This is a genomic window from Arthrobacter crystallopoietes, from assembly GCF_017603825.1.
GTDB classification, from domain to species: domain Bacteria; phylum Actinomycetota; class Actinomycetes; order Actinomycetales; family Micrococcaceae; genus Crystallibacter; species Crystallibacter crystallopoietes_B.
Genome location: NZ_CP072014.1, coordinates 2,955,838 through 2,981,327 on the forward strand (window position 1 = coordinate 2,955,838; position 25,490 = coordinate 2,981,327).

Sequence of the window (25,490 nt, forward strand, 5' to 3'; positions counted from 1 at the left end):
GCAGTGTTGAAGACACGATAGGAGCTAACCATGGCCGGCGCTTTGCGCAAGACAATGATCTATCTTGGGCTCGCCGACGGTGACGAGCACTACGAGTTCGAGGAAAACGAGTCGCCCAGCAAGGAACCTCAGAACCGGGACGAGGACCAGCGTGTGGAACAGAGCCGTGAGGAGCGCCGGGTGGAGAGCGCGCCGTCGCCCCTGAAGCCGGTGGCGGAGGAATATCGTGCTCCCGTTACGCCGATCAAGCGTGCCCCGTCGTCCCGTGAGGAGTCATCCGTGCTGCGTCAGATCACTACAGTCCATCCCCGTTCCTACAATGACGCGAAGATCATTGGTGAAAGCTTTCGCGATGGTATTCCCGTGATCATGAACGTGACCGACATGGGTGAAGCCGACGCCAAACGCCTGGTCGACTTCTCCGCCGGACTGGTTTTCGGACTGCACGGCAGCATTGAACGGGTCACCAACAAGGTGTTCCTGCTCTCGCCGTCGACCATGGAAGTACTCGGCGAGGATAAGCAGGCCAGCGACCACCAGGCGACATTCTTCAACCAGAGCTAGCGGAGCATCCTGCCCATACGGCAGTATGCTCATTTTAACTGCTCGTCTACCGCTAGGAATCGTGGAACCCGCGTGTCCATTATTTTTGCTCTGCTGTATTTAGTGCTCATGCTGTTCCAGTTGGCGCTGATTATCCGCATTGTTTTTGATGTTGTCCAGACTTTTGCCCGGCAATGGCGCCCGCGTGGCGTCGCCTTGGTGGCTGCATCGGCCATCTATGCTGTGACTGATCCACCGCTGAGGGCACTGCGACGGATGATTCCGCCGCTGCGCATCGGCGGCTTTGCGCTGGACCTGGCATTCCTGGTGCTCTTCATTCTGACGAGCATTGCGTTGTTCATCGTTGCAGGCCTTGCCTAGGGACTGACCTGCTCCAGGCGCGGTTAGTTTTCAAGTTCGAAAAGATATACTCTGATTCAGATATCCCTAGTGAATGTAAATCGTCATGGCGATTATTCGCTACCGTTGTCATGAGTGCATTGGCACGAAATCATGATCCACAAGAACCAGTATGAGGTGACCACATGGCTCTGACGCCAGAAGACGTTGTCAACAAGCGGTTCCAACCGACGAAGTTCCGTGAAGGATACGACCAGGACGAGGTCGATGACTTCCTTGATGAAATCGTCGTAGAACTGCGCAGGCTGAACCAGGAAAACGACGAGCTCCGTAAGAAGCTCGGCGAAGCCACCTCGGGCCAGTCATCCGCTGGTAACGTCCCGGCCCCTGTTGCAGCCGCTCCCAAGGTCGAACCGGCCAAGGAAGAGGAGCCGCAGGAGGAGGTCAAGGAAGAGCCTAAGCGCGAGAAGCCCGCAGCGACTGTTCCCGCTACGGCGGCCGCTCCCGTGGTCAGTGCTCCGGCACCGGCCGCTCCGGCAGCCGGTGGCGGCCACGCAGCCACTGCCGAGTCCGCCGCGGGCGTTCTGGCCATGGCGCAGAAGCTTCACGACGAATATGTCAACGCCGGCGTCGAGCAGCGCGACAAGATCATTGCCGAAGCTCAGATGGAAGCGAGCACTCTCGTCAACGATGCACAAGAGAAGAGCCGCAAGACGCTGGGCTCTCTGGAGCAGCAGAAGGCTGTACTGGAGCGCAAGCTCGAGCAGCTGCGCGGCTTCGAACGGGACTACCGTTCACGCCTCAAGGCCTACATCGAGGGCCAGCTGCGCGATCTGGAAGCCCGTGGATCCTTCGCGACTCCGGACGTCAAGGAGAGCTAGAGTCCTCAGCTTGACCCAGTTTTGAGCCCTTGTCCAAGGGTAAGGATGGCCGGTGCCGGGAGTTCCCTGACACCGGCCATTTCTCTAGCCGGCTTCCGTGCCGCCATCCGCTATTGCCGTTAGAAAAGAATCATGTCTGAACCATCTTCCGCGGACCAGCCCGCGGACAGCCGCATTGAAAGCCAGCACACCGGTGTCCGCAACCGGCGCCCTGCTGGTTTTGTCCTGATCCTGGCAAGCTGCGCCGTGTTTGCCTACCTCTTCGATCAGCTGACCAAATGGTGGGTCGTCAGCACCATGACGGAGGGCGACATCATTCCGGTGCTGCCCCCGCTGCTGCACTGGCACTTCATCCGGAATTCCGGCGCTGCGTTTTCGATCGGCCAGGACTACACATGGGTCTTTACGATAGTGATGGTCCTGGTGTCCGGTGCCATCATCTTCTACGCGCGCAAGGTCCGTTCGGCTTGGTGGTCCGTCGCCCTCGGCCTTCTTCTTGGCGGTGCGCTGGGGAACCTGACGGACAGGCTCTTCCGGGAACCATCGTTCGGTGTTGGCCACGTCGTGGATTTCATCGCGTTCCCCAATTTCGCCATCTTTAATATTGCGGATTCCGCTGTGGTCGGCGGCGTAATACTCTGGTGCATTCTGACCTTCATGGGCATTGGCATCGACGGCGAACGCGTATCGTCCGGAAAACAGCCGCCGAAAGATGGCAACACGGAGCAGCGCGGTGCCTGATCAGCTTCACCAGTTCTCCCTTGACCCGGAGACGTCGGGCAAACGTGCCGACGCGGCAATAGCAGGCTTGCTGGACATATCGCGTTCGGCGGCTGCGGCGTTGTGCACAGCGGGCAACGTCAGGCTTAACGGCAAAGTCTTGGGCAAATCGGACCGGTTGCCGGACACCGGAGAACTTGAAATCCGCAGACCCGAAGAGCGGGATCCGTTGGAGATCGTCGTCGAAGAGGTGGAAGATTTGAAGGTTCTCGGTGATGATGATGACTTCGTCGTGATTGATAAGCCTGTCGGAGTGGCAGCCCACCCCTCGCCCGGCTGGGTCGGCCCCACGGTGGTGGGGGCACTGGCCGCACTGGGATACAGGATTTCCACGTCCGGCGCGGCGGAGCGTGCGGGCATTGTGCACCGGCTCGACGTCGGCACGTCGGGAGTCATGGTCGTGGCAAAGACAGAGCACGCATACACACTGCTGAAGCGGGCCTTCAAGGAACGTACGGTCGACAAGGTCTACCACGCATTGGTGCAGGGCCTGCCGGATCCGCTCGAAGGAACCATCGACGCCCCCATCGGCAGGCACCCGGGCTACGACTGGCGCTTCGCCGTCGTGGAGGACGGGCGGAACTCGATCACCCACTACAAGGTGATTGAAGCGTTCGGAAAGGCTTCGTTGGTCGAAGTTCACTTGGAAACAGGGCGGACACACCAGATCCGCGTTCATTTCGCCGCCCTCCGGCACCCGTGCGCCGGGGACCTGACGTACGGGGCGGATCCGAAGCTCGCGGCCGAACTGGGCCTGACCAGGCAATGGCTCCACGCCAAGAAACTCGGTTTCGACCATCCGGTCACCGGCAAATGGGTGGAGTACGAAAGCGAATATCCCCAGGATCTGGCCTACGCACTGGATGCACTGGCCGAACACCGGGTCTGATCTGTACGACGGCGGAACCGCGGCATGAGACGTGCCCGCCTAGAATGAAGTGGTGGCAACTGTGACTAGCTCGATTTCCGGTACTGATTCGTTTGTACATCTCCACAACCACACCGAATACTCCATGCTTGACGGCGCAGCCCGCCTGACGGATCTCTTCGAACATGCCCATGAACTGGGCATGGACTCCGTGGCCACCACGGACCACGGTTTTGTCTTTGGGGCCTTCGATTTCTGGAACAAGGCCAACAACGCGGGCATTAAGCCGATCGTCGGGGTGGAAGCCTATCTGACGCCCGGCACGGCGAGGTCGGACAAGACCCGTGTCCGCTGGGGCGACGGTGGCCGCGGTGACGTCTCGGGCGCCGGCGCGTACACGCATATGACGATGTGGGCCGAGACGACCGAGGGCATGCACAATCTGTTCCGCATGTCGTCGCTGGCGTCACTTGAGGGGTACCTGTACAAGCCCCGCATGGACCGGGACCTGCTGCAGACTTACGGCAAGGGCCTGATCACCACCACGGGCTGCCCCTCGGGCGAGGTGCAGACGAAGCTGCGGCTGGGCCTCTACAAGGAAGCGATGCAGGCGGCCTCGGATTTCCGGGACATCCTGGGGCCGGAGAACTTTTACTGCGAACTGATGGACCACGGCCTGGACATCGAGCGCAATGTCCAGGCGGATCTGCTCAAGCTGGCCCGCGAGCTGCAGCTGCCATTGGTGGCAACCAACGATCTGCACTACACACATGCCGAGGACGCCAAGGCCCACGCGGCGCTGCTGTGCGTCCAGTCCGGCTCGACGATGGCCGATCCTAAGCGCTTCAAGTTCGACGCCGATGAGTTCTACCTGAAATCTCCGGCCGAGATGCGCGCAATTTTCCGCGACTACCCGGAGGCCTGCGACAACACATTGCTTATCGCCGAACGGTGCAACGTCGAGTTCAACACCCAGGCCAACTACATGCCGCGGTACCCCGTTCCGGAAGGCGAGAACGAGGAGTCCTGGTTCATCAAGGAGGTTGAGAAGGGCCTTCATTACCGTTATCCGGCAGGTATTCCCGACGACGTCCGCAAGCAGGCGGACTACGAAGTCGGCGTTATCTCCCAGATGGGCTTCCCCGGGTACTTCCTGGTCGTGGCCGACTTCATCAACTGGGCCAAGAACAACGGTATCCGGGTAGGACCGGGCCGTGGTTCGGGTGCCGGTTCAATGGCGGCGTATGCCATGCGCATCACGGACCTCGATCCGCTCAAGCATGGTCTGATTTTCGAACGGTTCCTAAACCCGGACCGTGTGTCCATGCCTGACTTCGACGTCGACTTCGATGATCGGCGCCGCTCGGAGGTCATCCGGTACGTCACCGAGAAGTACGGCGACGAGCGGGTGGCCATGATTGTCACGTACGGCACCATCAAGGGCAAGCAAGCGCTGAAGGACTCTTCGCGCGTGATGGGTTACCCCTTCTCGACGGGTGAGCGGCTGACCAAGGCGATGCCGCCTGACGTCATGGGCAAGGGCATTTCGCTGCAGGACGTCCACAATCCGGAGGCCAAGCGCTACAGCGAGGCCGAAGAGCTGCGGGAGCTGCTCAAGTCGGATCCGGATTCAGCCAAGGTCTTCGAAACCGCGCTCGGGCTCGAGGGCCTGAAGCGGCAGTGGGGCGTCCATGCGGCCGGTGTGATCATGTCCTCTGATCCGCTGATCGACATCATTCCGATCATGCGCCGTGAGCAGGACGGCCAGGTCATCACGCAGTTCGACTATCCGACTTGTGAGGGCCTCGGCCTGATCAAGATGGACTTCCTTGGTCTGCGGAACCTGACAATTATCACCGACGCGCTGGAAAACATCCAGATGAACCGGGACTTCGAGTTGGTGCTTGAGGACCTGACCTTGGATGATCCTGACTCCTACGCCCTGCTGGCCCGCGGCGACACCCTGGGAGTCTTCCAGCTCGACGGCGGTCCGATGCGGTCCCTGCTGAAGCTCATGCGGCCGGATAACTTCGAAGACATTTCCGCGGTGCTTGCGCTGTACCGCCCCGGGCCGATGGGCGCTAATGCGCACAATAACTACGCGCTGCGCAAGAACGGGCTGCAGGAGATCACTCCCATCCACCCGGAGCTTGAGGAGCCGCTGGCCGAAATCCTGGGCGGAACCTACGGCCTGATCGTCTACCAGGAACAGGTTATGGCGATCGCGCAGAAACTGGCCGGGTACTCGCTCGGCCAGGCAGATATTCTGCGGCGTGCCATGGGCAAGAAGAAGAAGTCGGAACTGGACAAGCAGTACGCCGGCTTCGAAAAGGGTATGCAGGACAACGGCTATTCCGCCGCAGCCATCAAGACGCTGTGGGATATCCTGCTCCCGTTCTCGGACTACGCGTTCAACAAGGCACACTCGGCCGCGTACGGCGTCGTGTCCTATTGGACGGCGTACCTCAAGGCGCATTATCCGGGCGAATACATGGCTGCGCTGCTGACCTCCGTCGGTGACGACAAGGACAAGCTCGCCATGTACCTCAATGAGTGCCGCCACATGGGCATTACGGTGCTTCCGCCGGACGTCAACGAATCCAGCCTGAACTTCACTCCGGTGGGTAAGGACATCCGGTTCGGCATGGGCGCCATCCGCAACGTCGGCGCCAACGTGGTCCACGCCATGGTTGCCGCCCGCGAGGAGAAGGGGCACTTCAGCTCGTTCAGCGATTTCCTTCAGAAGGTTCCCGCGGTTGTCTGCAACAAGCGGACCATCGAATCACTGATCAAGGCCGGCGCATTCGACTCGCTCGGCGATCCGCGCCGTGCCCTGGCCATGATCCATGAAGAAGCGGTTGACTCCGTCATTGTGCTTAAGCGCAACGAGGCCGCCAACCAGTTCGATCTCTTTAGCGCCTTTGACGACGGCGGTGAATCCTCCGGCGGACTGGCCGTGGAAGTTCCGGATCTGCCGGAATGGGACAAGAAGGACAAACTGGCGTTCGAGCGCGACATGCTCGGCCTGTATGTCTCGGACCATCCGCTTCAGGGCTTGGAAGGTCTGCTGAGCCAGCATGCGGACATGACGATCACCTCCGTCATCGGCGAAGACGGTCCGGCGGACGGTGCCATCGTCACCATTGCCGGAATGATCACCTCCCTGCAGCGCCGGATCGCCAAGAACAGCGGCAACGCGTACGCCCGTGCCGAGGTGGAAGATCTGGGCGGCTCCATGGAAGTGATGTTCTTCGGCCAGGTGTACGGACCGATCTCGACCATTCTGGCCGAAGACCTGATCGTCGTCGTCCGCGGCAGATTGCAACGCCGTGATGACGGCGCGGTAACGCTGAATGCCCAGGAGCTGACGGTTCCTGACCTCAGCGATGGCCATTCCGGACCGGTGGTAATTTCCATGGCCAGCTTCAAGGCGACCGAGACCGTGGTGTCTTCCCTTGGCGATGTGTTGCGGACACACCCGGGAACCACCGAAGTCCAGGTACGGCTGAACAGCTCGCGGAAAGTGGAAGTGATGAAGCTTGGCGTCGATCTCCGGGTCAACCCCACGCCGTCGCTCTTTGGGGATCTTAAGGTGCTGCTGGGCCCCGCCTGCCTCGACGTCTAACGCCTCCGGGACTTAGATCTGGTACTCGAGCGGGCTTGGGCGCATGTAGGAGCCGCCGTGGTACAGCAGCGGCGTCGCTTCGTCGCCGAGGGAGCCTTCCACCACCTCGACGATCACCACAGCGTTGTTTTCGAACGACACGCGCATCTGGATCTTGCCGACCAGATAGGCATGGACATCCTTGAGAAGAGGAACGCCGTAAGGACCTGCTTCCCAATGGTCTCCGCTGAAGCGGTCTTTCGTACGGGCGAAGCGGTCGGCGAGCCCGCGGTTGTCTTGGCCGAGAATATGCGCGCCAATATAGGTCGAGTTCGCGACGGCGGGCCAGGATGAGCTGGAGCGGGCCATGTTGAAGGTGAAGCGTGGTGGCTCCGCCGACAGGGACGCCACCGAGGTCGCCGTGAAGCCAAAGGGCTTGCCCTCGTACTCAACGGTGAGAATTGCCACGCCGGCAGCGTGCCGCCGGAAGACCTCCCGGAAGGTGGTTCCCAGCAGTTGCTCGGCGGGCGTGACAGACTGAGCTGCTGCGGATTCGGCACTCACAACAATTTTTCTCCAGAACTACTCGGTGGGGACAGAAGACATCCTGACCCATTAATGTTCAGCGTATTCGGCATCAGGCGGCGCAGGGCATTGTGTTAAGTTGTGCTAATTTTCCTGCCTGCTCCTCAACCACGGCCGCCGGCAGCAAACGACTGGACCCGGCTCAGTAGAATGGAAACGTGAATCCTGCTTCGAACGTTGAATCCTTTTCCCAGTTTCCCCTTTTGGACCTGCGCGGGCGCCATTTAAATACTGCAGAACTGAAGGCCGCCATGCCCCGCGCAGAGACGACTTTTGACGTTGCCTCGGATGCGGTCGAGGAGATCATCAACAAGGTGCGAAGCGACGGGTTCACGGCGCTGGCCGGACTTGCTTTGCGGTTTGACGGCGTGCAGCAGCGGCACCCCCTCGTACCGCAGGAAGAATTGGTCCGAGCGCTGGAGGCACTTGATCCTGCGGTCCGTGCCGCTCTGGAAGAGTCCATTGCACGGGCGCGGGTCTTTGCCGACGCGCAGAAGCCCGCCGATGCCACGGTGGAGATCGCCGCAGGCGCTACGGTTACGCACAAGTGGGTACCGGTTTCGCGGGTGGGCCTGTACGTCCCGGGCGGGCTGGCGGTCTATCCTTCGTCTGTGGTGATGAATGTCGTGCCGGCGATCGCCGCCGGCGTTGGCTCGATCGCCTTGGCCTCACCACCGCAGAAAGACTTCGGAGGCCTGCCGCACCCAACGATTCTGGCTGCCGCCCGTCTGCTGGGCATTGACGAGGTCTACGCCATCGGCGGCGCGCAGGCAGTGGCGGCGTTTGCCTACGGTGTTCCCGCCAATGATTTCGGTCCCGCGCTGGCACCGGTCGATGTGGTCACCGGTCCCGGCAACGTTTTTGTCGCCACCGCCAAGCGCCTCGTTAAAAGCGTGGTGGGTATTGACGCGGAGGCGGGCACCACTGAAATTGCGATCCTTGCGGACGACAGCGCGGAGCCGGCCTTCGTCGCGGCCGACCTAATCAGCCAGGCGGAGCATGATCCCCATGCCGCATCCGTGCTGGTGACGCCGTCGGAGAAACTGGCTGAGGCCGTCCGTCGGGAACTTGCTGTCCAAATTGGCGGCACGAAGCACGCTGACAGGGTTCGCGAGGCCCTTTCCGGACCCCAGTCCGGCGTTATCATGGTTGACGACGTCGAGCACGGCATTGCGGTTTGTGACGCCTATGCGGCGGAGCACCTCGAGATCCACACGGTGAATGCTTCGGGGATCGCCGCGCGTGTCCGCAACGCAGGCGCCATATTTGTGGGCAACTATTCGCCGGTAAGCTTGGGCGATTACTGCGCCGGCTCCAACCATGTCCTGCCGACGAGCGGGACCGCTACCTTCGCGTCCGGCCTCAACGTCACCACGTTCCTGAAAGCCATCCAGATTATCGACTATGATCAGCGTGCGCTCCGCGAAGTAGGCGGGCACATTGTTTCGCTGGCGACGGCGGAAGACCTGCCGGCGCATGGGGATGCTGTCACCGTCAGATTCCCATAACCACGCGCCGCAGTCTGGCGCAGACACAAGATGTAGTAATAACACGCTTGTAATTCGCAAGATGTAGTTTTATGATTGTTCAGTTGCTGTCTGGAACACGAAAGGATCCGGTATGTACTGTCCGTTCTGCCGTAATCCTGATTCCAGGGTCGTGGACAGCCGCCTGACCGATGATGGCTCGGCCATCCGCAGACGTCGGCTGTGTCCTGAATGCGGCCGGCGATTCACCACCCTCGAAACCACCAGCCTGAGCGTTCTAAAGCGTTCCGGCGTGGCGGAGCCGTTCTCTCGGGCCAAGGTCATCAACGGCGTTCGGAAGGCCTGCCAAGGCCGCCCCGTGACTGAGGACGACCTGGCCATGCTGGCCCAGGAGGTGGAGGAATCCATCCGGTCCAGCGGGGCAGCGGAAATCGACGCCCACGAAGTCGGTCTCGCGATTCTTCGGCCGCTGAAGAATCTGGATGTGGTGGCCTACCTGCGGTTCGCCAGTGTCTATCAGGCGTTCGACTCCCTTGAGGATTTCGAAGCCGCGATAGACCGGCTGCGGGTTGAAGCGGAGGCCGGTAAGAACCAGGGCCCCTCAGGAACTCAGCGGCCGTTGACCGCACAGTAACAACGCCACAGTTTCCGGTGGCGGCCACGGAGGGGAAGCCATGGCCGCCACCGGCACCACAGGGAAGGGTCCGCTGCTGCGGGCCCTTTTTCCTTACTTGAAGTACTTGAAACTGAGCGCTGCCTGCAGAGCTCCGCCCACAATACCGGCGTTGTTCTTCAACTCGGCGGGAATGATCTTGGTGTTGAGATCGAGCTTGGGGAGGAAGTCCTGGCTGCGCTTGGAAATGCCGCCGCCGACAATGAACAGTTCGGGCGAGAACAGGAACTCGACATGGGAGAAATAGCGTTGCAGACGCACCGCATAGGCGTCCCAGTCCAGTCCGTCGCGTTCACGCGCAGTAGCTGATGCCTTGGTCTCGGCATCGAAACCGTCGATCTCCAGGTGCCCGAGTTCCGCATTCGGTATGAGTTTGCCGTCATGGATGAAGGCCGAACCGATGCCGGTCCCCAAGGTGATGACCAGCACCGTCCCCTCGACTCCTTCACCCGCTCCGTAACGTGCTTCGGCCAGGCCCGCGGCGTCGGCGTCGTTAATGACCTGGACTTCCCGCCCCAGCTTCCGGGTGAGCAGTGCGTCGACGTCGGTGTCCACCCAACTGGGGTCCACGTTCGCGGCGGATTTGGCGACCCCGTGGCGGATGATGGCGGGGAACGTAACACCGACCGGGCTGCCGGCCGCCGGGGCTTCCGGGCGGGAGGACAGTTCTTCCACGATCTTTGCCACGACGTCGGCAACTGCCTCGGGGGTGGAAGGACGGGGAGTGTCGATGCGGAAGCGATCGCCCAGCAGTTTGCCCTTTTTCAGGTCTGCGATGCCGCCTTTGATGCCGGTTCCGCCGATGTCAATGCCAATGACTGACCGGGCTGCCTTTTTGACAGCCTTCTCGTCGGCGCTGCTGGGCATGGGATCTCCGCACTGTCGTTCGAATACGTCTGGCCATCAGCCTACTGGCGTCTCAGGGCAAAGTCAGGACTTCCGCGCCGGAGTCGGTCACCACGAGGGTGTGTTCGAACTGCGCGGTCCGCTTGCGGTCCTTGGTCACGACGGTCCAATCGTCGTTCCACATATCCCACTCGATGGTGCCCAGCGTCAGCATGGGCTCGATGGTGAACACCATGCCCGGTTCCATGACCGTGCTGTACGCGGGAGCGGCGTCATAGTGCGGGATGATCAGTCCGGAGTGGAAGGCTTCGCCGACGCCGTGGCCGGTGAAGTCCCGGACCACGCCGTAGCCGAAGCGCTTGGCATAGGACTGGATGGTCCTGCCGATGACGTTGATCTGGCGGCCCGGGGCAACTGCTTTGATGGCGCGGTTCAGTGATTCCTGGGTGCGTTCAACCAGAAGCCTGGACTCCTCGTCAACCTCACCGACGAGGAAGGTGTAGTTGGTATCCCCGTGGACGCCGTTGATGTAAGCGGTGATGTCGATATTGACGATGTCGCCATCATGCAGCACCGTGGTGTCCGGTATGCCGTGGCAGATGACTTCGTTCACGGAAGAACACAGCGACTTCGGGAACCCGCGGTAGCCAAGGCACGACGGGTAGGCCCTGTGGTCAAGCAGGAACTCGTGACCCACCTTGTCCAGTTCGTCGGTGGTGACGCCAGGGCGGATATGCTTGCCCACTTCGACAATCGCTTGCGCAGCAATCTTGCTCGCCACCCGGATCCGCTCGATCGTCTCGGCGTCCTTGATCTCAGAGCCGGTGAACTTGGCCGGCGCCGGCTTCCAGACGTACTCGGGCCGGGGAATCGACGTCGGAACGGGCCGGACTGGACTGACGGTTCCCTGGACAAGGGTGCCCAGGGGTGCTGTTGCTACGTTGTGGGGCATACCATCGATCTTATAACCCGGTCCGCTATCGGGCGCTAATCCGTACGGGCCGAGCAGCCGCAACGCAAGGGAGTAGCCAAATGCCGGAGTTCTGGTACAACGTCGTCACCCACGAAGTCGAAGTGGGGGCACAGTCCGACTGGACGCAGCTCATCGGTCCTTATGAAACCCGCGAGGAAGCGGAAAAGGCGCTCGAAAAAGTGCAGCAGCGCAACGAGGCCTGGGACGCGGACGACGACGAGTAGCGCCTTCCAGCGCGCGGAACCGCTGGTGCGGGGCAGCTAGAAGGAGTGCTCCGGGCCGGGAAAGGAACCGTTGCGGACGTCGTCGGCGTAGGCCTTGGCGGCGTCCGACAGCGTCGCGCGTAGGTCGGCGTACTGCTTGACGAATTTGGCGAGTTTACCGCCGCGCAGCCCGGCCATATCCTGCCACACCAGCACCTGCCCCGTCGTGGAAGCGCCGGCGCCGATGCCGATGGTGGGGACGTGGAGGGCCTTGTCCACGTCCGCGGCGGCCTGGGCCGGCACCATTTCCATCAGGACGGCAAACGCGCCGGCAGCTTCGAGTGCCAGCGCGTCGTCAACAACCCGCTGCGCGTCTTCGCCGCGGCCCTGCACCCGGTAGCCGCCAAGTGAATGTTCGCTTTGCGGGGTGAAGCCGATGTGCGCCATAACGGGGATGCCCGCCTGGACCATGGCGCGGACATAGTCTGCGTAGAAGGCTCCGCCTTCCATCTTGACGGCGTGGGCGCCGGCTTCCTTCATAAACCGTACGGAGCTCTCGATCGCCTGGGCGGGGGAGACCTCATAGCTGCCGAACGGTAGGTCAACCACGACAAGGGCGCGTCTGGCGGAACGGCTCACCGCGCGGCAGAGCGGAATCAGTTCATCGACGGTAACCGGCAGAGACGTCTCGTTGCCGTACACGTTGTTGGAGGCGGAATCGCCAACAAGCAGGACTTCGACACCTGCTTCATCGAAGATTTCGGCGGTGTACTGCTCGTACGCGGTGAGCATGGCAAATCGCTGGCCGTTGTCCTTGGCCTGCTGCAGGTGATGGATGCGGACACGGGACACCGGTTTGGATCCGGACGGCCGATGAGCGCCGGCACCCGCGCCGTACGGGGCGGGCTGTTCGGCGCCGGAAGTCTGTGAGGTCATGGGTAGAGCCTAATGCCGCGGCCTTTGTTCACTCCAGCCGCACCCGTCACTGTTGCACGGCACAGGCGCCCGGGAGCATTAGGCTAAGTACAGTAGTAAGCAGGCAAGCCGGAGGCTTTGCCGTGGCCAGGCGCGGAAGGATATCCATGGACCGTCAGCAGGAATTTGTCCTGAGAACCATCGAAGAGCGGGACGTGCGCTTCGTCCGTCTCTGGTTCACCGACGTCGTCGGTTCGCTAAAGTCCGTGGCGCTGGCTCCTGCGGAAGTCGAGGGCGCCTTCGAGGAGGGACTTGGCTTCGACGGCTCGTCCATCGAGGGGTTGGCTCGTGTCTTCGAATCCGACATGCTGGTCCAGCCGGACCCTTCGACCTTCCAGATCCTGCCCTGGCGCGGCGAGGCGGAACAGACCTCGCGGATGTTCTGCGACGTTCTCACACCCGACGGCAAACCGTCTGTTGCGGATCCGCGCAACGTGCTGAAGCGGACCCTGCGCAAGGCCGGCGACATGGGCTTCACCTGCTACACCCATCCGGAAATCGAGTTCTATCTGCTTAAGTCGCAGGAGCTCGGCCCCGACGGTGTGCCGGTGCCGGTAGACCGCGCCGGGTATTTCGACCATGTTCCCGGCGGCGTGGCCCAGGATTTCCGCCGCACCGCCGTGACAATGCTGGAGAACGTCGGCATCTCCGTGGAGTTCAGCCATCATGAAGACGGTCCCGGGCAGAACGAGATCGATCTTCGGTACGCGGATGCCCTGCAGACTGCCGACAACATCATGACGTTCCGGACGGTGGTCAAGGAAGTCGCGCTGATGGAGGGCATCTACGCAACCTTCATGCCCAAACCTTTCTCCGACCACCCCGGTTCCGGAATGCACACGCACTTCTCCCTCTTCGAAGGTGATTCCAACGCCTTTTTCGAAGCCGGTGCCGAATACCAGCTCTCCAAGACCGGACGCCAGTTCATGGCGGGCATCCTGAAGCATGCGCCCGAATTTACCGCGGTCACGAACCAGTTCGTAAATTCCTACAAGCGGCTTTGGGGCGGCGGCGAAGCTCCCAGCTACATCTCCTGGGGCCACAACAACCGCTCGGCCCTGGTCCGCATCCCGTTGTACAAGCCCAACAAGGGCCAGTCCGCCCGGATGGAATACCGCGGGATCGATTCGGCGGCGAACCCCTACTTGGCTTACGCGGTGTTGCTGGGCGCGGGATTGAAGGGCATCGAGGAAGGCTATGAGCTGCCGCCTGCCGCGGAAGAAGACATCTGGAGCCTCAGCTCCGCCGAGCGCCGGGCACTGGGCCACGACCCGCTTCCCTCAAGCCTGCACGACGCCATCCGCGCGATGGAAGAGTCTGAGCTGGTAGCCGAAATCCTCGGTGAACAGGTCTACGAGATCTTCCTGCGCAACAAGCGTGCCGAATGGCACGACTACCGCATCCAGGTGACGCCGCACGAGCTCAAGCGGAACATCGACATCCTCTAAGCTGAGGCCATGAGTCTGAACCGGCGGCTGATCTCCAAGGGCTTCAACGATCTGGAGAAGAGCACACGCTTTCTCGAATCTTCCGAACTCGACGGGGTGGACCAGCAGCGGCTTTTTGCCGGGTTCGCTTATGCCGCGGATCCGGACCTGGCCCTCGTTTCCCTGGTCCGGCTGCTGGAGCGGCATCCGCAGCTGGCCGAGCTGGTCAACGCCGGGGAAGACGAGAGCGAGGCGTTGTTCAGGCTGCTCGGTTCCTCGGAGGCCTTGGCCGAGTTTCTGCTGCGCAGGCCGGAGCACCTGGACGTTCTTTCGTCCAAGGTCAGCGCGGAGCCTGGAGCTGTGCCGGCAGAAAAGCTGCGTGCCTCACTGCTGAAGTCCGTCGGAGCTGATCCTGGCGCCGAACAGCCGCTGGCCACCCTGACCGGCAAAGAAGCCTACAACCTGCTGCGGTCCACCTACCGGCGGCACTTGGCCGAACTGGCTATCCGGGACCTGGGCGCAGCCTCGCCGGTGGACTATATGCCCTCCGTGGGACGCGAATTGGCGGATCTGGCGGCTGCGGCGATTGAAGCCGGGCTGGCTGTCTCCCGCGCTGAACTGGCCGCACGGTTCGATCCGGAGGAGATTGCGGCCGTGCGCCTGGCCGTGATCGGCATGGGCAAATGCGGCGCCCGCGAACTTAACTACATTTCCGACGTCGACGTCGTTTATGTGATCGAAGCCGACGGTATGGACGAGGCGCATGCCTCCACCATTGGCACGGCATTGGCAACCGGGATGAGCAGGGCCGTCTTTTCTGCTGGTCCGGAGCCGGGCCTCTGGGAGGTGGACGCCAATCTCCGGCCAGAGGGCAAGGAAGGCCGGCTGGTTCGCACGCTCGAATCCCATCTGACGTACTACAAGAGGTGGGCCCAGAGCTGGGAGTTCCAGGCCCTGCTGAAGGCACGCGCCATTGCCGGCGACCTTGATTTGGGCCGCCGGTACGAGGAAGCCGTTGCGCCGCTGATCTGGAACTCGTCTGAACGGGAGGGCTTCGTCGAGTCCGTGCAGGCCATGCGCGGAAGGGTGACCGAAAACATTCCGGTGCATGAGCGGGGCCGGCAGCTGAAACTCGGCCGTGGCGGGCTGCGTGATGTGGAATTCACGGTCCAGTTGCTCCAGCTCGTTCATGCCCGGGTGGATGAAACGCTCCGGGTGCGGGACACCACCACGGCCATAGCGGCTCTGAGCAAGGCTGGCTATGTTGGCCGCTCGGATGCTCGGGAGTTCGACGAAGCCTACCGCTATTTGCGGGTGCTGGAACACCGCATCCAGCTGGTCCAGCTGCGCCGGACCCATTTGATGCCCCAGGACGACAATGCCTTGCGCGCGTTGGCCAAATCCTCGCTCGGTTCACTCGAAACACAGCGTCCCGGCCCTGAAGCCCTGCTCCAGAAGTGGCAGCGGACCAAGCGCCGGGTACGTGAACTTCATGAACGGATCTTCTACCGTCCGCTGCTGGTTTCCGCCGCCAACCTGAGCGCGGATGAAGTACGGCTGACGCCAGAAGCTGCCCAGGCCCGGCTCGCGGCACTGGGATATGTAGATCCGCGCGGAGCGATGCGCCATATCGAGGCACTGACCAGCGGAATCAGCCGGCGGGCGCAGCTGCAGCGCCAATTGCTCCCCATCCTGCTGGAATGGATTGCCGACGGCGTGGACCCGGATTCCGGTTTGCTTGGATTCCGGCGGCTGAGCGAGGCGCTGGGGGAGTCGCACTGGTATCTGGGCATGCTTCGTGACTCCAGCTCGGCGGCTGAGCGGCTTTGCCACATTCTGTCCAGCAGCCGGTTCATTACGGACCTGCTGGAAGTCTCGCCGGAATCTGCGGCCTGGCTGGGCTCGGACAAGGATCTGGTTCCGTGGTCGTTCGACGCGCAGTGGTACGAGATAAGGCACAAACTGGCCCGCCACCAGGACCCCAAGGCCGCCATGCGCCTGATCCGTTTGATCCGTCGTCGCGAAACTTTGCGTATAGCCATCGCGGACAGTTCGGGCCTGCTGGACCAGCGGCAGGTCGGCCTTGCGCTCTCCGACACGGACCGGGCGGCCATTCTTGGTGCCCTGCATGTTGCCGAAGCAACTGTCTTTGCCGAGGAAGACCAGCTAACCAACCTCCTCGTGGTCGCCATGGGACGCCAAGGCGGCAGGGAGATTGGCTACGGTTCGGACGCTGACGTTATGTACGTGCACAAGCCGCTCCCCGGCGCCGACAACGACGCGGCCCAGCAGCAGGCCATGCGGATCGTTTCGCAGATTTCCGCGCTGCTCCAGCAGCCGAGCAGCCCGCCCGTGCTTGCCGAGCGCACCCTTGAAATTGACGTGTCGCTGCGTCCGGAGGGGAAGAACGGACCCATCGTGCGTTCGCTCGACTCATACCGGGAGTACTACCAGCGGTGGTCACTGATTTGGGAGGCACAGGCGCTGCTCCGGGCCCGGCCCATCGCCGGCGACGACGACCTCGCGGCCGAATTCACCGCGCTGATCGATCCCATCCGTTATCCGGCCGACGTCGGACCGGAGGAAGTCCGTGAAATCCGCAGGATCAAAGCCAGAGTGGAATCCGAGCGCCTGCCCCGAGGCGCCGATCCGTCCCGGCACCTCAAGCTGGGGCGGGGCGCGCTGAGCGATGTGGAATGGCTGGTGCAATTGCTTCAGCTCGAGCACGCGCACCGGGTGCCTGCGCTACGGACAACCGGCACCTTGGAGGCCCTGGACGCGATCGGCGAGGCAGACCTGCTCCCGAATGCAGATGTGCTCACGCTGCGACAGAGCTGGTCCCTGGCGAGCCGGATCCGTTCGGCCAACATGATCTGGAGTGGAAAGAACGCGGACCTGCTGCCCTTCTCGCGGCGGGACCTGGAGGCCGTTGCCCGCTGGTGCGGCTACAGCCCGGGAAACGCCGGAGCGATCGAGGAAGACTATCTGCGGATTACCCGGCGCGCCCGCGGCATCTTTGAGCGCTACTTCTACGGCTACGGAACCTAAGAAGCGCCGGCGTTCCGCGAGTCGGGCACATAGTCGGGAATCCGGCCTCGCGCGTAAGGTGCTCCGAAACGTGGCGGCGGTGCCCGCGTAAGGCGGGACCCGCCGTCGTACGCGTCATTCGACCCGGCGGTGGCCGCCCGCCCGCCGCTGCGGCTAGGCTGAGGCCAGGACCACTGATGAAGGAGCGCAACGACATGACTGATATCGATGTGATTGCACGCGAACATCTGAGCGCGGCGGGCGGCGCAACGCACGGCCGCAGTGCCGCGATGGTGGCGCAGGACGGTCCGCTGCGCCAAACGGTGCTTGCTCTACGGGCCGGAGCGGTCCTGGGCGAGCACAATGCGCCGCTGGCCGCCAGCATCTACGTCCTGGAGGGCTCGGTCACCGTGGTCTCGGCCAGCGGACGGCTCGTAGTTAATGAGAACCAGCTTGAAATCATCCCGCAGGAACGCCACTCCGTCGAAGCCAACGAGGACTCCGTCTTCCTGCTCACCGCAGTCACCGAAACCCACTTGGACTCCGGCTCCGGAAAAGCATAACCGTTCGTCTTGGACACTGATGGCGTAGGCAAAGAGCGCTTCTTGGTATTCCCTGTAGTGGTGGGCGCACCAGGAGAGCATGCCGCCGGTGTCGAGCATGACCTGGACGTAGGCGGGGACCCCGCATCGATCACACAACATTTCGCCCTCCTAGCTGTGAAGCAACTGGTGTGTGGCTCCAGTGTGCCGCTCTGTGCTTGGGGTGGGCTTGGGATGGATGTCCGGCGAACATAAAAGTCCGCACGGGCCGCCGTCACCGAAGTGTTGGCCGCTCGTGCGGACTCTCTGCAGACTAACCGCGGTTCTGCCGCGGGATCCGGTTAGCAGCCGTAGTAGAGCTCGAACTCATAGGGGTTCGGGCGCAAGGCCAGCGGCGCAATTTCGTATTCGCGCTTGTAAGCAATCCATGTGTCGATGAGGTCCTGGGTGAAGACACCACCGGCCTGCAGGAACTCGTTGTCGGCCTCCAGTGCGTCCAGCGCTTCCTCCAGGGACCCCGGAGCCTTCTGGATGTCCTTGGCTTCCTCAGCGGGAAGCTCATAGAGGTCCTTGTCGATCGGGTCCGCCGGCTCGATGCGGTTCCGGATGCCGTCCAAGCCCGCCATCAGCTGGGCTGCGAAGGCCAGGTACGGGTTGGAGCTGGGGTCCGGCGCGCGGAATTCGAGGCGCTTGGCCTTCGGGTTGGACCCGGTGATCGGGATGCGGATACCAGCGGAGCGGTTGCCCTGCGAGTAGACCATGTTGACCGGAGCTTCGAAGCCCTTGACCAGGCGGCGGTAGGAGTTCACCGTCGGGTTGGTGAAGGCCAGCACAGCCGAGGCGTGCTTGAGCAGGCCGCCGATGTACCAGCGGGCGGTGTCGGACAGACCGGCGTAGCCCTTCTCGTCGTAGAAGAGCGGCTCGGAGCCGTTCCAGAGTGACTGGTGGCAGTGCATGCCCGAGCCGTTGTCGCCGAACACGGGCTTCGGCATGAAGGTGGCGGACTTGCCCCAGGCGTCAGCGACGTTCTTGACGACGTACTTGAACTTCAGCAGGTCATCGGCAGCGTGGGTCAGCGTGGTGAACTTGTAGTTGATTTCCGCCTGGCCGGCAGCGCCGACCTCGTGGTGGGAACGCTCGACTTCGATGCCTACCTCGTCCAGCTCAACGCAGATGGCGTCGCGCAGGTCGGCCTGCTTGTCGGTCGGGGCAACGGGGAAGTAGCCGCCCTTGACCGAGGTCTTGTAGCCCTGGTTACCGCCCTCTTCCTTGCGGCCGCTGTTCCAGTGGGCCTCGACAGAATCAACCTTGTAGAAGGAGTGCTCCGGGCTGGACTGGTAGCGTACGTCGTCGAAAATGAAGAATTCGGCTTCGGAGGCAAAGTAAGCGGTGTCGGCAATGCCGGTCGACGCCAGGTAGGCCTCGGCGCGCTCGGCAACGCCGCGGGGATCGCGGTGGTAGGGGTCGCCGGTGCGCGGGTTCACGATCGAGAAGTTCAGCGCAAGGGTCTTCTCCACGCGGAAGGGATCGATGAACGCGGTGGTGACGTCAGGGATGAGCTGCATGTCGGACTCGGCGATGCCCTGGAAACCCCGGATGGAGGAACCGTCGAACAGTTGGCCGTTGATGAAGAAATCCGCGTCAACGGTCTTGGCTGGCACGTTGAAGTGCTGCTGGACGCCTGGCAGGTCTGTGAATCGGATGTCGACGAACTTTACTTCTTCGTCGGCGATGTACTTGAGGACCTCGTCCGCATTCTTGAACATCGGGTCATGCTCCTTACGCATTCATGGGGGTACCTGCCGGCTGCAACACAGGCGCCAGCAACAGTTACTAATGTAAAAGCAGTGAATTTCCCGTTGGTGTCGCGATTGTTTCCGGCAGGTTACTTAATCGATGTGCACCTAAGCCTAGCGCGGTGTTACCGTCAGCACCCAGACGGCGTTACGCAGGTCACTTCCGGCGCCCGTCACGACCGCCTCTTACCCGGAGGTCGGTAGGCTAGAGGAGTGGTAAGCAGAAAAGACCTTGGTTCCTGGCTCGAAGGACCACCTCCCTCCAAAGAGCAGCAGTGGCCCGGCCAGCGTTTGGGGCTGCCCCAGCGCGGCCCGGGCTCGATCGCCCGCCTTGGCCGCCGCCTCATTGCCCTGATGATCGACTGGATCCTGTGCTATCTCATAGCCGCATGGCTGTTCGGCGGCAACGAGCTGAGCATTCTGCTGATCTTCGCCGTTGAGCAGTTGCTCCTGGTCAGCACGCTCGGCTACAGCATCGGGCACCGCGCAGTCGGCATCCAGGTGCGCAAGCTGGACGGTTCCGCGGCGGGACCGCTGGCGGCCGTTGTCCGTACTGTGCTGCTCTGCCTGGTTGTTCCCGCGGTAGTCTTCGACACCGATCAGCGCGGCCTGCACGACCGCGCCATGGGCACTGTCCTGGTCCGCATGTAGTACACAAAACTTTTCTAACGACGGCGGCGCCCCACCTTGGAAAGGTGGGGCGCCGCCGTCGTTAGTGGCTTGGAATGGTCAGCGGCCGCGCATTGCCTTGCGGTCCGGTCGGGCCTTGAACGGATCAACGCCCTTCGGGATGGGCAGCTTGCTGCTGCCGAGGGCCTGCAGGCGCTTATCCACCGCATGCACCTCCTGCTTGGTCAGTTCCTTCTTGAGCTTCTGGACCTTTTTGGCCACCTTGCTCAGTTCAACCTGGCCCTCGCCGCGGCCGGTTTCGATGACGTGGACCTTCACGTTGGGCAGGATACGGTTCAGCTTCCGGCGTTCGGCGTCCACCAGGGTCTTGACCCGGTTCGAAGGCCCTTCGGTCACGAGGATGACGCCGGGGCGGCCGATCGCACGGAAGACTGCATCCTGGGTCCGCGGGTTGACTGCCACCGGCTGTTCCTGCAGTATCCAGCCGCGGCGCAGCACGCTCAGGGCCGCTCCGGAAGCGCCCGGCTGGCCCTCGATCTGGGCGAAGGCGGCGCGTTCGGCACGACGGGAGAGGATGAAGGTTGCCGCCAGCAGGCCCAGCGGAATGGAGATGATCAACAGGGTGACCCAGTTGTTGATCAGGAACCCGATGAGCAGGCCAACTGCCACGATGCCCAGGAAGGCCAGCAGCATGAGCCAGACTACGTTGGGATCGTTGCGCCGGGTCATCTGGAAGACCTGGCCGATCTGCTTCAGGCGCCCGGGGCCTTTTTTCGCCTTGGCAGGCTTCTCGGCTTTGGGCTTGCGTGAGAAGAGACCACGCTTGGTATTTGCGTCGGAATCGGTGCTATTGGCCATAATGACTCAATTCTATCGTGAAGCTGGCCGGAATTTTGGCCGTGGCGCGGGCACAGCGAGAGGGCCCGGCGCTGCGGCGTCCGGACCCCCTCGGTTGAAAAGTTGCAGCCGGGCGGCGCTACCGGGAGATAAGGCTGGAGGCTTCCTGGCGGGTGGCGCCGGAATCCTCAATGCCTTCGGCGATGTGGGCGAGTTCTGCGGGCAGTTCCCGTCCCTTCTTGCGCATCGCGGTGGCCCAGAGCCTGCCGGCCCGGTATGACGAACGCACCAGTGGCCCGCTCATGACGCCCAGGAAGCCGAGCTCAAGTGCCTCTTCCTGCAGTTCCACGAATTCCTGGGGCTTAACCCAGCGCTCCACCGGGTGGTGGCGTTCGGTGGGCCGCAGGTACTGGGTGATGGTGATCAGGTCGCACCCAGCCTGGTGCAGATCGCGCAGCGCCTCCGAAATTTCCTCGCGGGTCTCGCCCATGCCCAGAATCAGGTTGGACTTGGTGACCATGCCGTGCTGCTGGCCCTGGGTGATGACGTCCAGGGAGCGTTCGTAGCGGAACGCCGGGCGGATGCGCTTGAAGATGCGCGGCACGGTCTCGACGTTGTGGGCGAACACCTCGGGTTTGGTCTCGCAGATGGCGCTGATGTGCTCGGGCTTGCCGGAAAAGTCCGGGATCAGGATTTCGACGCCGGTGCCCGGGTTCAGCTCGTGGATCTTGCGGATGGTTTCCGCGTAAAGCCAGACGCCTTCGTCGGCCAGGTCGTCGCGGGCCACGCCGGTGACGGTGGCGTAGCGCAGGTTCATCTGCTGGACCGACTGGGCCACCTTGGTGGGCTCCATGATGTCGATGGGGGAGGGCTTGCCGGTATCGATCTGGCAGAAGTCGCAGCGCCGGGTGCATTCGGAACCGCCGATGAGGAAAGTTGCCTCGCGGTCTTCCCAGCACTCGAAGATGTTCGGGCAGCCGGCTTCCTCGCAGACCGTGTGCAGCCCTTCCTTCTTGACCAGGTTCTTCATGCTCACGTATTCGGGGCCGATGTTGACCTTGGCCTTGATCCAGTCGGGCTTGCGCTCGACCGGCGTGGCCGCGTTCCGGGCTTCGACGCGCAGCAGACGCCGTCCTTCGGGGGCGAGAGTCACTTCAGGGCTCCTTCGGGCTGGCTGGTGCCAGCTGTGTTGGCATTGTTCTCGGGCAGGCCGGCCGGTTTGACCAGCGCTGCCTCGTACTTGTTCAGTTCCTCTTCGACCCGGCCGGCAACATCGGCGGGGGAGATGTTGCGTCCCGCTTCTACACTCATGCTGGTAGTGCCGGCGTCAGTGATGCCGCAGGCAATGATCTGGGCATACGGGGCCAAGTCATTATTGCAGTTCAGCGCGAAGCCGTGCATGGTCACGCGGTGGTTGACGCGGATGCCGATGGCGGCAATCTTGCGGTCCTGCCGGTCGCCGTCGTCCTTGATCCAGACACCGGAGCGACCTTCGATCCGGGAGCCGTTGATGCCGAAATCGGCGAGTACGTTGATCAGCACCTGCTCGAGAATGTCCACGTAGTCGGCAACCTTGGTGGGGTCCGGCAGGGCGAGGATCGGATAACCGACCAGCTGTCCCGGGCCATGCCAAGTCAGTTTCCCGCCGCGGTCCACGTTGATGATGGGCGTGCCGTCGAACGGCTTCTCATGTTCTTCGGTCCGTTTGCCGGCCGTGTACACCGGGCTGTGCTCCAGCAGGAGGACTTTGCCCTCAGCGGTGCCGGCAACCACATCACTGTGGATTCGACGCTGCAGGTCCCACCCTTCCTGGTAGTCGACGAAGTCGGGGGCAAACCCTATCCGGGAAAACTCAAGGCTCATGGCGACAGCCTACGCCTTGAGACGGTAGTGGCTCCATTTGTGTGAAGGGCCCGTGGCTGTGGATAACTACTGCAGCGGATCGGCGGCTGTAGTAAATCTGGAGCATGATGCTTCAGCACCCGACACATGCCGGCGGCAGCAGCCCTGCAGATGAGCCGGCCCGGCCGCAGGTCCCCGGATTCCGGGTGCAACGCTGGCTCGGCAGCGGTTCGTCGGCCGCCGTGTGGCTGGTGGCGGAGGAGGCCGGCGGCCGCGAATACGCGCTGAAGGTCTTTAATGCCAGCGTCGGTGAGGCCCGTTGGGAGGCGGATCGGGAACGGCTGCTGACCCACGGACTGCGGCATGACCACCTGGTGCAGGTCTTCCGCAACGTGGAGACGGACGCCGGGCCTGGATTGCTGCTCGAATACGCCGCGGGCGGATCGGTCGCTTCGGTCATTGCCGCCCGGGGCCCTTTGTCCGTGGCCGAAACAGTTACGGTGCTGACGCCGATCGCGCAGGCGCTGGCTTTTCTCCATGCGGGCGGCAGGACGCATGGCGACGTTTCGCCCGGCAACGTCCTCTTCACGTTCATGGGCAAACCGCTGCTGGCGGACTTCGGCATCGGCCGCGCCCTGGGCAGCCACCGGGCCGACGACGGCGGGACGCCGGGATTCCGTCTACCGTCGCCAAGGCGCAGCAGCGGTGGGCAACGGCTGGAGCCGGAGGCGGACATCTACGCGCTGGGCGCGCTGGGCTGGTTCATGCTTACCGGACGGGTCCCGGCCGCCACCGCCCAGCGCCCGCCGCTGAATGTCATGGTGCCGGAAGTGCCGTTGCCGCTGGTGGAGTTGCTGGAAGCGGCTCTGATGGATGATGCCGCACAACGGCCGGAAGCGGAAGAGTTTGCCCGCCGCGTTTACCGGACCGCGGACCCGGCACCGGTGGACCTGTCAGCCGCCGTACACCCGTCGGTGGCCCCGCAGTTGCTGACCCGGCGGATTGTCCGGGACGGCAAGAAACGGGCTGTCTTTGGAGCCGAGCGGCGTGTTGCAGCCGCCGCAACCCGCCAGGGTAAAGCTCCCCTTGGCCGCGTCCTCATTGTTGCGGCCTCATTGGCGGTAGCCATTGCGCTGGCCGTCTTCGCGGTTAATCTGCTCGTCGGATCGGAGGCAACTGATATGCCCCGAGACCCTGCTGCACAGGCCGCAGCCGCGGCGGTCCCGGGCCGGACGGCCTCCGCTCCACCCGGCCCGCCGACCGCTCGCCCGCTGCCCGCTGAACTGGTGCGGGCAGCTACAGCCGAAGATCCGGCCGCTGCTGTTGCCGCCTTGACGTGGCTGCGTACCGAAGCGCTGCGGAGCAGGGAAGTGTCCCTGCTGGAGGATGTCAACGTCGCCGGGTCCCCTCCGATGGCGGCGGACACAGAGGTTATTTCCACTCTGGCCCACCAGGATCACTGGTTCAGCGGACTCGCTGCCAAAGCGGAGGACGTCCGGACAGTGTCGCGTACCGGTACTTCAGCCGTGGTCGAAGCCACGATGAGCACCTCACCCTTTGAACAGCGCGATGCCGTCGGCGACCTCGTCCTGTCTGTGACGGAGGCCAAGAGGCAGCCGTTGGTGCTGGTGCTGGAACGCCGGGACGGCAGGTGGCTGATTGGCGAAGTCCGCGAAGGCGCCTGATGCGGCGTGTGCGGGCGGGCTCAGCTGCGGCGGCCTAACTCGTCGTGAATCCAACGGACAGCGACTTGCGGGTTGGCCTGGTCGAACTCGAAACCCGCGGCCTCAAGACGCTCCGGAAGCATGCGTTGGCTTGCCAGGATGATGTTCTCGGCCAAGCCGGGCAGAACGGTGGTCAACACTTCCTGCGGGACGCGGAACTTCGCAGGTCGGTGCAGTTCGGCTGCCAGGACGGAGACCAATCGGTCGACCTGGGCAGGGACGGGCGCGCACACATTCACGGGGCCGGACAGCCCTGATTCGAGCAGGAAGGCCAAGGCTCGTACTTCATCCGCCATCGTGATCCACGGCCACCACTGCCGGCCGCTACCGAGCGGGCCGCCTAAGCCCAATCTGAGTGGCAGCAGCATCCGCGGCAGGGCTCCGCCACGGGGTGTCAGCACTACGCCGGTACGGGTGACGATGGTCGGACACGAGGCCTGCAACGCCGCCTCTTCCCAACGCTGGCAGACATCCGCCATCACGGGCGAACTGCCGACTGCGGATGCTTCCGTAAGGACCTCATCGCCGCGGTCCCCGTAGATTCCGGAACCGGACTGGCTGATAAAGACCTTCGGAGGGGTCTCCAGTTGGTTAATGGCTCCGGCGAGGGTGCGGGTGCTGGCAACACGGGAGGAATACAACTGCTCACGCGAGGACCTGGTCCAGGGCCGGGCCCGCAGCGGTGAACCGGACAGATTGACTACGGCATCGTGGCCCGCGACCACTCTCGGATCCAGGCGGCCGGCCGCCGGATCCCATTCGAATTCACCCTCGCCGCGCGGTGGGCGGCGGACCAGCCGGCCGACTCGGTGTCCGGAGGAAACCAAGTGTCCGGCCAGCGCCTTGCCGATCAGGCCGGACGCGCCGGAAATGAGGATCTTCATCTG

Annotated in this window: 23 protein-coding genes and 1 pseudogene; 14 read left to right on the forward strand and 10 right to left on the reverse strand. The window is 63.0% G+C overall.

What is annotated here, in order from left to right:
* Nucleotides 1-30 precede the first annotated feature (30 nt).
* From J5251_RS13555 to dnaE, 6 genes are all read left to right on the forward strand, one after another.
* On the forward strand, nucleotides 31-564 hold the full coding sequence (locus tag J5251_RS13555; protein ID WP_208574243.1) for a cell division protein SepF: 534 nt from the start codon (nucleotides 31-33) through the stop codon (nucleotides 562-564).
* A 72-nt stretch (nucleotides 565-636) separates the two neighbouring features.
* Entirely contained in the window at nucleotides 637-924 is a 288-nt protein-coding gene (locus J5251_RS13560) for a YggT family protein (protein WP_074702604.1), read from the forward strand.
* A gap of 164 nt (nucleotides 925-1,088) precedes the next feature.
* Nucleotides 1,089-1,784, forward strand: a complete 696-nt coding sequence (locus tag J5251_RS13565) for a DivIVA domain-containing protein (RefSeq protein ID WP_208574244.1) — start codon at nucleotides 1,089-1,091, stop codon at nucleotides 1,782-1,784.
* Between the two features lie 132 nt (nucleotides 1,785-1,916).
* Entirely contained in the window at nucleotides 1,917-2,525 is a 609-nt protein-coding gene (gene lspA, locus J5251_RS13570; RefSeq protein WP_208574245.1) for a signal peptidase II, read from the forward strand.
* Nucleotides 2,497-3,453, forward strand: coding sequence for an RluA family pseudouridine synthase (locus J5251_RS13575; protein WP_208574246.1), 957 nt, complete (start codon nucleotides 2,497-2,499; stop codon nucleotides 3,451-3,453). Before lspA ends, J5251_RS13575 begins: the two co-directional genes overlap by 29 nt.
* A 61-nt stretch (nucleotides 3,454-3,514) precedes the next feature.
* Nucleotides 3,515-7,057 carry a DNA polymerase III subunit alpha gene (gene dnaE / locus J5251_RS13580; protein WP_139003823.1) on the forward strand — a complete coding sequence of 1,181 codons (3,543 nt, stop codon included), beginning with the start codon at nucleotides 3,515-3,517 and terminating at the stop codon, nucleotides 7,055-7,057.
* Nucleotides 7,058-7,069: 12 nt separating this feature from the next.
* On the opposite strand, the gene J5251_RS13585 is transcribed toward dnaE, so the two are convergent.
* Nucleotides 7,070-7,600, reverse strand: coding sequence for a flavin reductase family protein (locus J5251_RS13585; RefSeq protein WP_240792901.1), 531 nt, complete (start codon nucleotides 7,598-7,600; stop codon nucleotides 7,070-7,072).
* A gap of 179 nt (nucleotides 7,601-7,779) precedes the next feature.
* On the opposite strand from J5251_RS13585, the gene hisD reads away from it, so the two are divergent.
* A complete protein-coding gene (gene hisD / locus J5251_RS13590) occupies nucleotides 7,780-9,129 on the forward strand; it encodes a histidinol dehydrogenase (RefSeq protein WP_244250674.1) in 1,350 nt (449 codons plus the stop codon).
* Nucleotides 9,130-9,241: 112 nt separating this feature from the next.
* Entirely contained in the window at nucleotides 9,242-9,742 is a 501-nt protein-coding gene (gene nrdR / locus J5251_RS13595; protein ID WP_139003751.1) for a transcriptional regulator NrdR, read from the forward strand.
* Between the two features lie 93 nt (nucleotides 9,743-9,835).
* Here nrdR and ppgK read toward each other — a convergent pair whose 3' ends face one another.
* On the reverse strand, nucleotides 9,836-10,648 hold the full coding sequence (gene ppgK, locus J5251_RS13600; RefSeq protein WP_208574247.1) for a polyphosphate--glucose phosphotransferase: 813 nt from the start codon (nucleotides 10,646-10,648) through the stop codon (nucleotides 9,836-9,838).
* A gap of 52 nt (nucleotides 10,649-10,700) precedes the next feature.
* Entirely contained in the window at nucleotides 10,701-11,579 is an 879-nt protein-coding gene (map, locus tag J5251_RS13605) for a type I methionyl aminopeptidase (protein WP_208574248.1), read from the reverse strand.
* 80 nt (nucleotides 11,580-11,659) lie between these two features.
* Here map and J5251_RS13610 point away from each other — a divergent pair, with 80 nt between their 5' ends.
* Nucleotides 11,660-11,824, forward strand: coding sequence for an SPOR domain-containing protein (locus J5251_RS13610; RefSeq protein WP_139003748.1), 165 nt, complete (start codon nucleotides 11,660-11,662; stop codon nucleotides 11,822-11,824).
* 36 nt (nucleotides 11,825-11,860) lie between these two features.
* Here the strand turns inward: J5251_RS13610 and panB are convergent, their stop codons facing one another.
* Nucleotides 11,861-12,739, reverse strand: a complete 879-nt coding sequence (panB, locus tag J5251_RS13615) for a 3-methyl-2-oxobutanoate hydroxymethyltransferase (RefSeq protein WP_208574249.1) — start codon at nucleotides 12,737-12,739, stop codon at nucleotides 11,861-11,863.
* 146 nt (nucleotides 12,740-12,885) lie between these two features.
* On the opposite strand from panB, the gene glnA (J5251_RS13620) reads away from it, so the two are divergent.
* The 3 genes from glnA (J5251_RS13620) (at nucleotide 12,886) to J5251_RS13630 (ending at nucleotide 17,795) form a co-directional block, all read left to right on the forward strand.
* A complete protein-coding gene (gene glnA / locus J5251_RS13620) occupies nucleotides 12,886-14,226 on the forward strand; it encodes a type I glutamate--ammonia ligase (RefSeq protein ID WP_139003746.1) in 1,341 nt (446 codons plus the stop codon).
* A 9-nt stretch (nucleotides 14,227-14,235) separates the two neighbouring features.
* The gene (locus J5251_RS13625; protein WP_208574250.1) at nucleotides 14,236-17,253 is read left to right on the forward strand and encodes a bifunctional [glutamine synthetase] adenylyltransferase/[glutamine synthetase]-adenylyl-L-tyrosine phosphorylase; all 3,018 of its coding nucleotides are present in this window, start codon (nucleotides 14,236-14,238) and stop codon (nucleotides 17,251-17,253) included.
* 194 nt (nucleotides 17,254-17,447) lie between these two features.
* A complete protein-coding gene (locus J5251_RS13630) occupies nucleotides 17,448-17,795 on the forward strand; it encodes a cupin (RefSeq protein ID WP_139003744.1) in 348 nt (115 codons plus the stop codon).
* 12 nt (nucleotides 17,796-17,807) lie between these two features.
* Here J5251_RS13630 and J5251_RS20690 read toward each other — a convergent pair.
* Nucleotides 17,808-17,936: pseudogene (locus tag J5251_RS20690) on the reverse strand (DUF7455 domain-containing protein); the annotation flags it as partial.
* A 179-nt stretch (nucleotides 17,937-18,115) separates the two neighbouring features.
* On the reverse strand, nucleotides 18,116-19,540 hold the full coding sequence (gene glnA, locus J5251_RS13635) for a type I glutamate--ammonia ligase (protein WP_139003743.1): 1,425 nt from the start codon (nucleotides 19,538-19,540) through the stop codon (nucleotides 18,116-18,118).
* Between the two features lie 243 nt (nucleotides 19,541-19,783).
* Between glnA (J5251_RS13635) and J5251_RS13640 the strand changes: the two genes are divergently transcribed.
* Nucleotides 19,784-20,221 carry an RDD family protein gene (locus J5251_RS13640; protein ID WP_208574251.1) on the forward strand — a complete coding sequence of 146 codons (438 nt, stop codon included), beginning with the start codon at nucleotides 19,784-19,786 and terminating at the stop codon, nucleotides 20,219-20,221.
* A 78-nt stretch (nucleotides 20,222-20,299) separates the two neighbouring features.
* Here J5251_RS13640 and J5251_RS13645 read toward each other — a convergent pair whose 3' ends face one another.
* The 3 genes from J5251_RS13645 to lipB all read right to left on the reverse strand — a co-directional run bounded on the left by J5251_RS13645 (nucleotide 20,300) and on the right by lipB (nucleotide 22,900).
* Complete coding sequence (locus J5251_RS13645) at nucleotides 20,300-21,058, reverse strand: DUF4191 domain-containing protein (protein WP_139003741.1); 759 nt, start codon at nucleotides 21,056-21,058, stop codon at nucleotides 20,300-20,302.
* Nucleotides 21,059-21,176: 118 nt separating this feature from the next.
* Nucleotides 21,177-22,190, reverse strand: coding sequence for a lipoyl synthase (lipA, locus tag J5251_RS13650; protein WP_139003740.1), 1,014 nt, complete (start codon nucleotides 22,188-22,190; stop codon nucleotides 21,177-21,179).
* Nucleotides 22,187-22,900 carry a lipoyl(octanoyl) transferase LipB gene (lipB, locus tag J5251_RS13655; protein WP_208574252.1) on the reverse strand — a complete coding sequence of 238 codons (714 nt, stop codon included), beginning with the start codon at nucleotides 22,898-22,900 and terminating at the stop codon, nucleotides 22,187-22,189. Before lipB ends, lipA begins: the two co-directional genes overlap by 4 nt.
* A gap of 104 nt (nucleotides 22,901-23,004) precedes the next feature.
* Here lipB and J5251_RS13660 point away from each other — a divergent pair, with 104 nt between their 5' ends.
* Entirely contained in the window at nucleotides 23,005-24,564 is a 1,560-nt protein-coding gene (locus J5251_RS13660) for a serine/threonine-protein kinase (protein WP_208574253.1), read from the forward strand.
* A gap of 20 nt (nucleotides 24,565-24,584) precedes the next feature.
* Here the strand turns inward: J5251_RS13660 and J5251_RS13665 are convergent, their stop codons facing one another.
* The gene (locus J5251_RS13665) at nucleotides 24,585-25,487 is read right to left on the reverse strand and encodes a TIGR01777 family oxidoreductase (protein WP_208574254.1); all 903 of its coding nucleotides are present in this window, start codon (nucleotides 25,485-25,487) and stop codon (nucleotides 24,585-24,587) included.
* Between the last annotated feature and the right edge of the window lie 3 nt (nucleotides 25,488-25,490).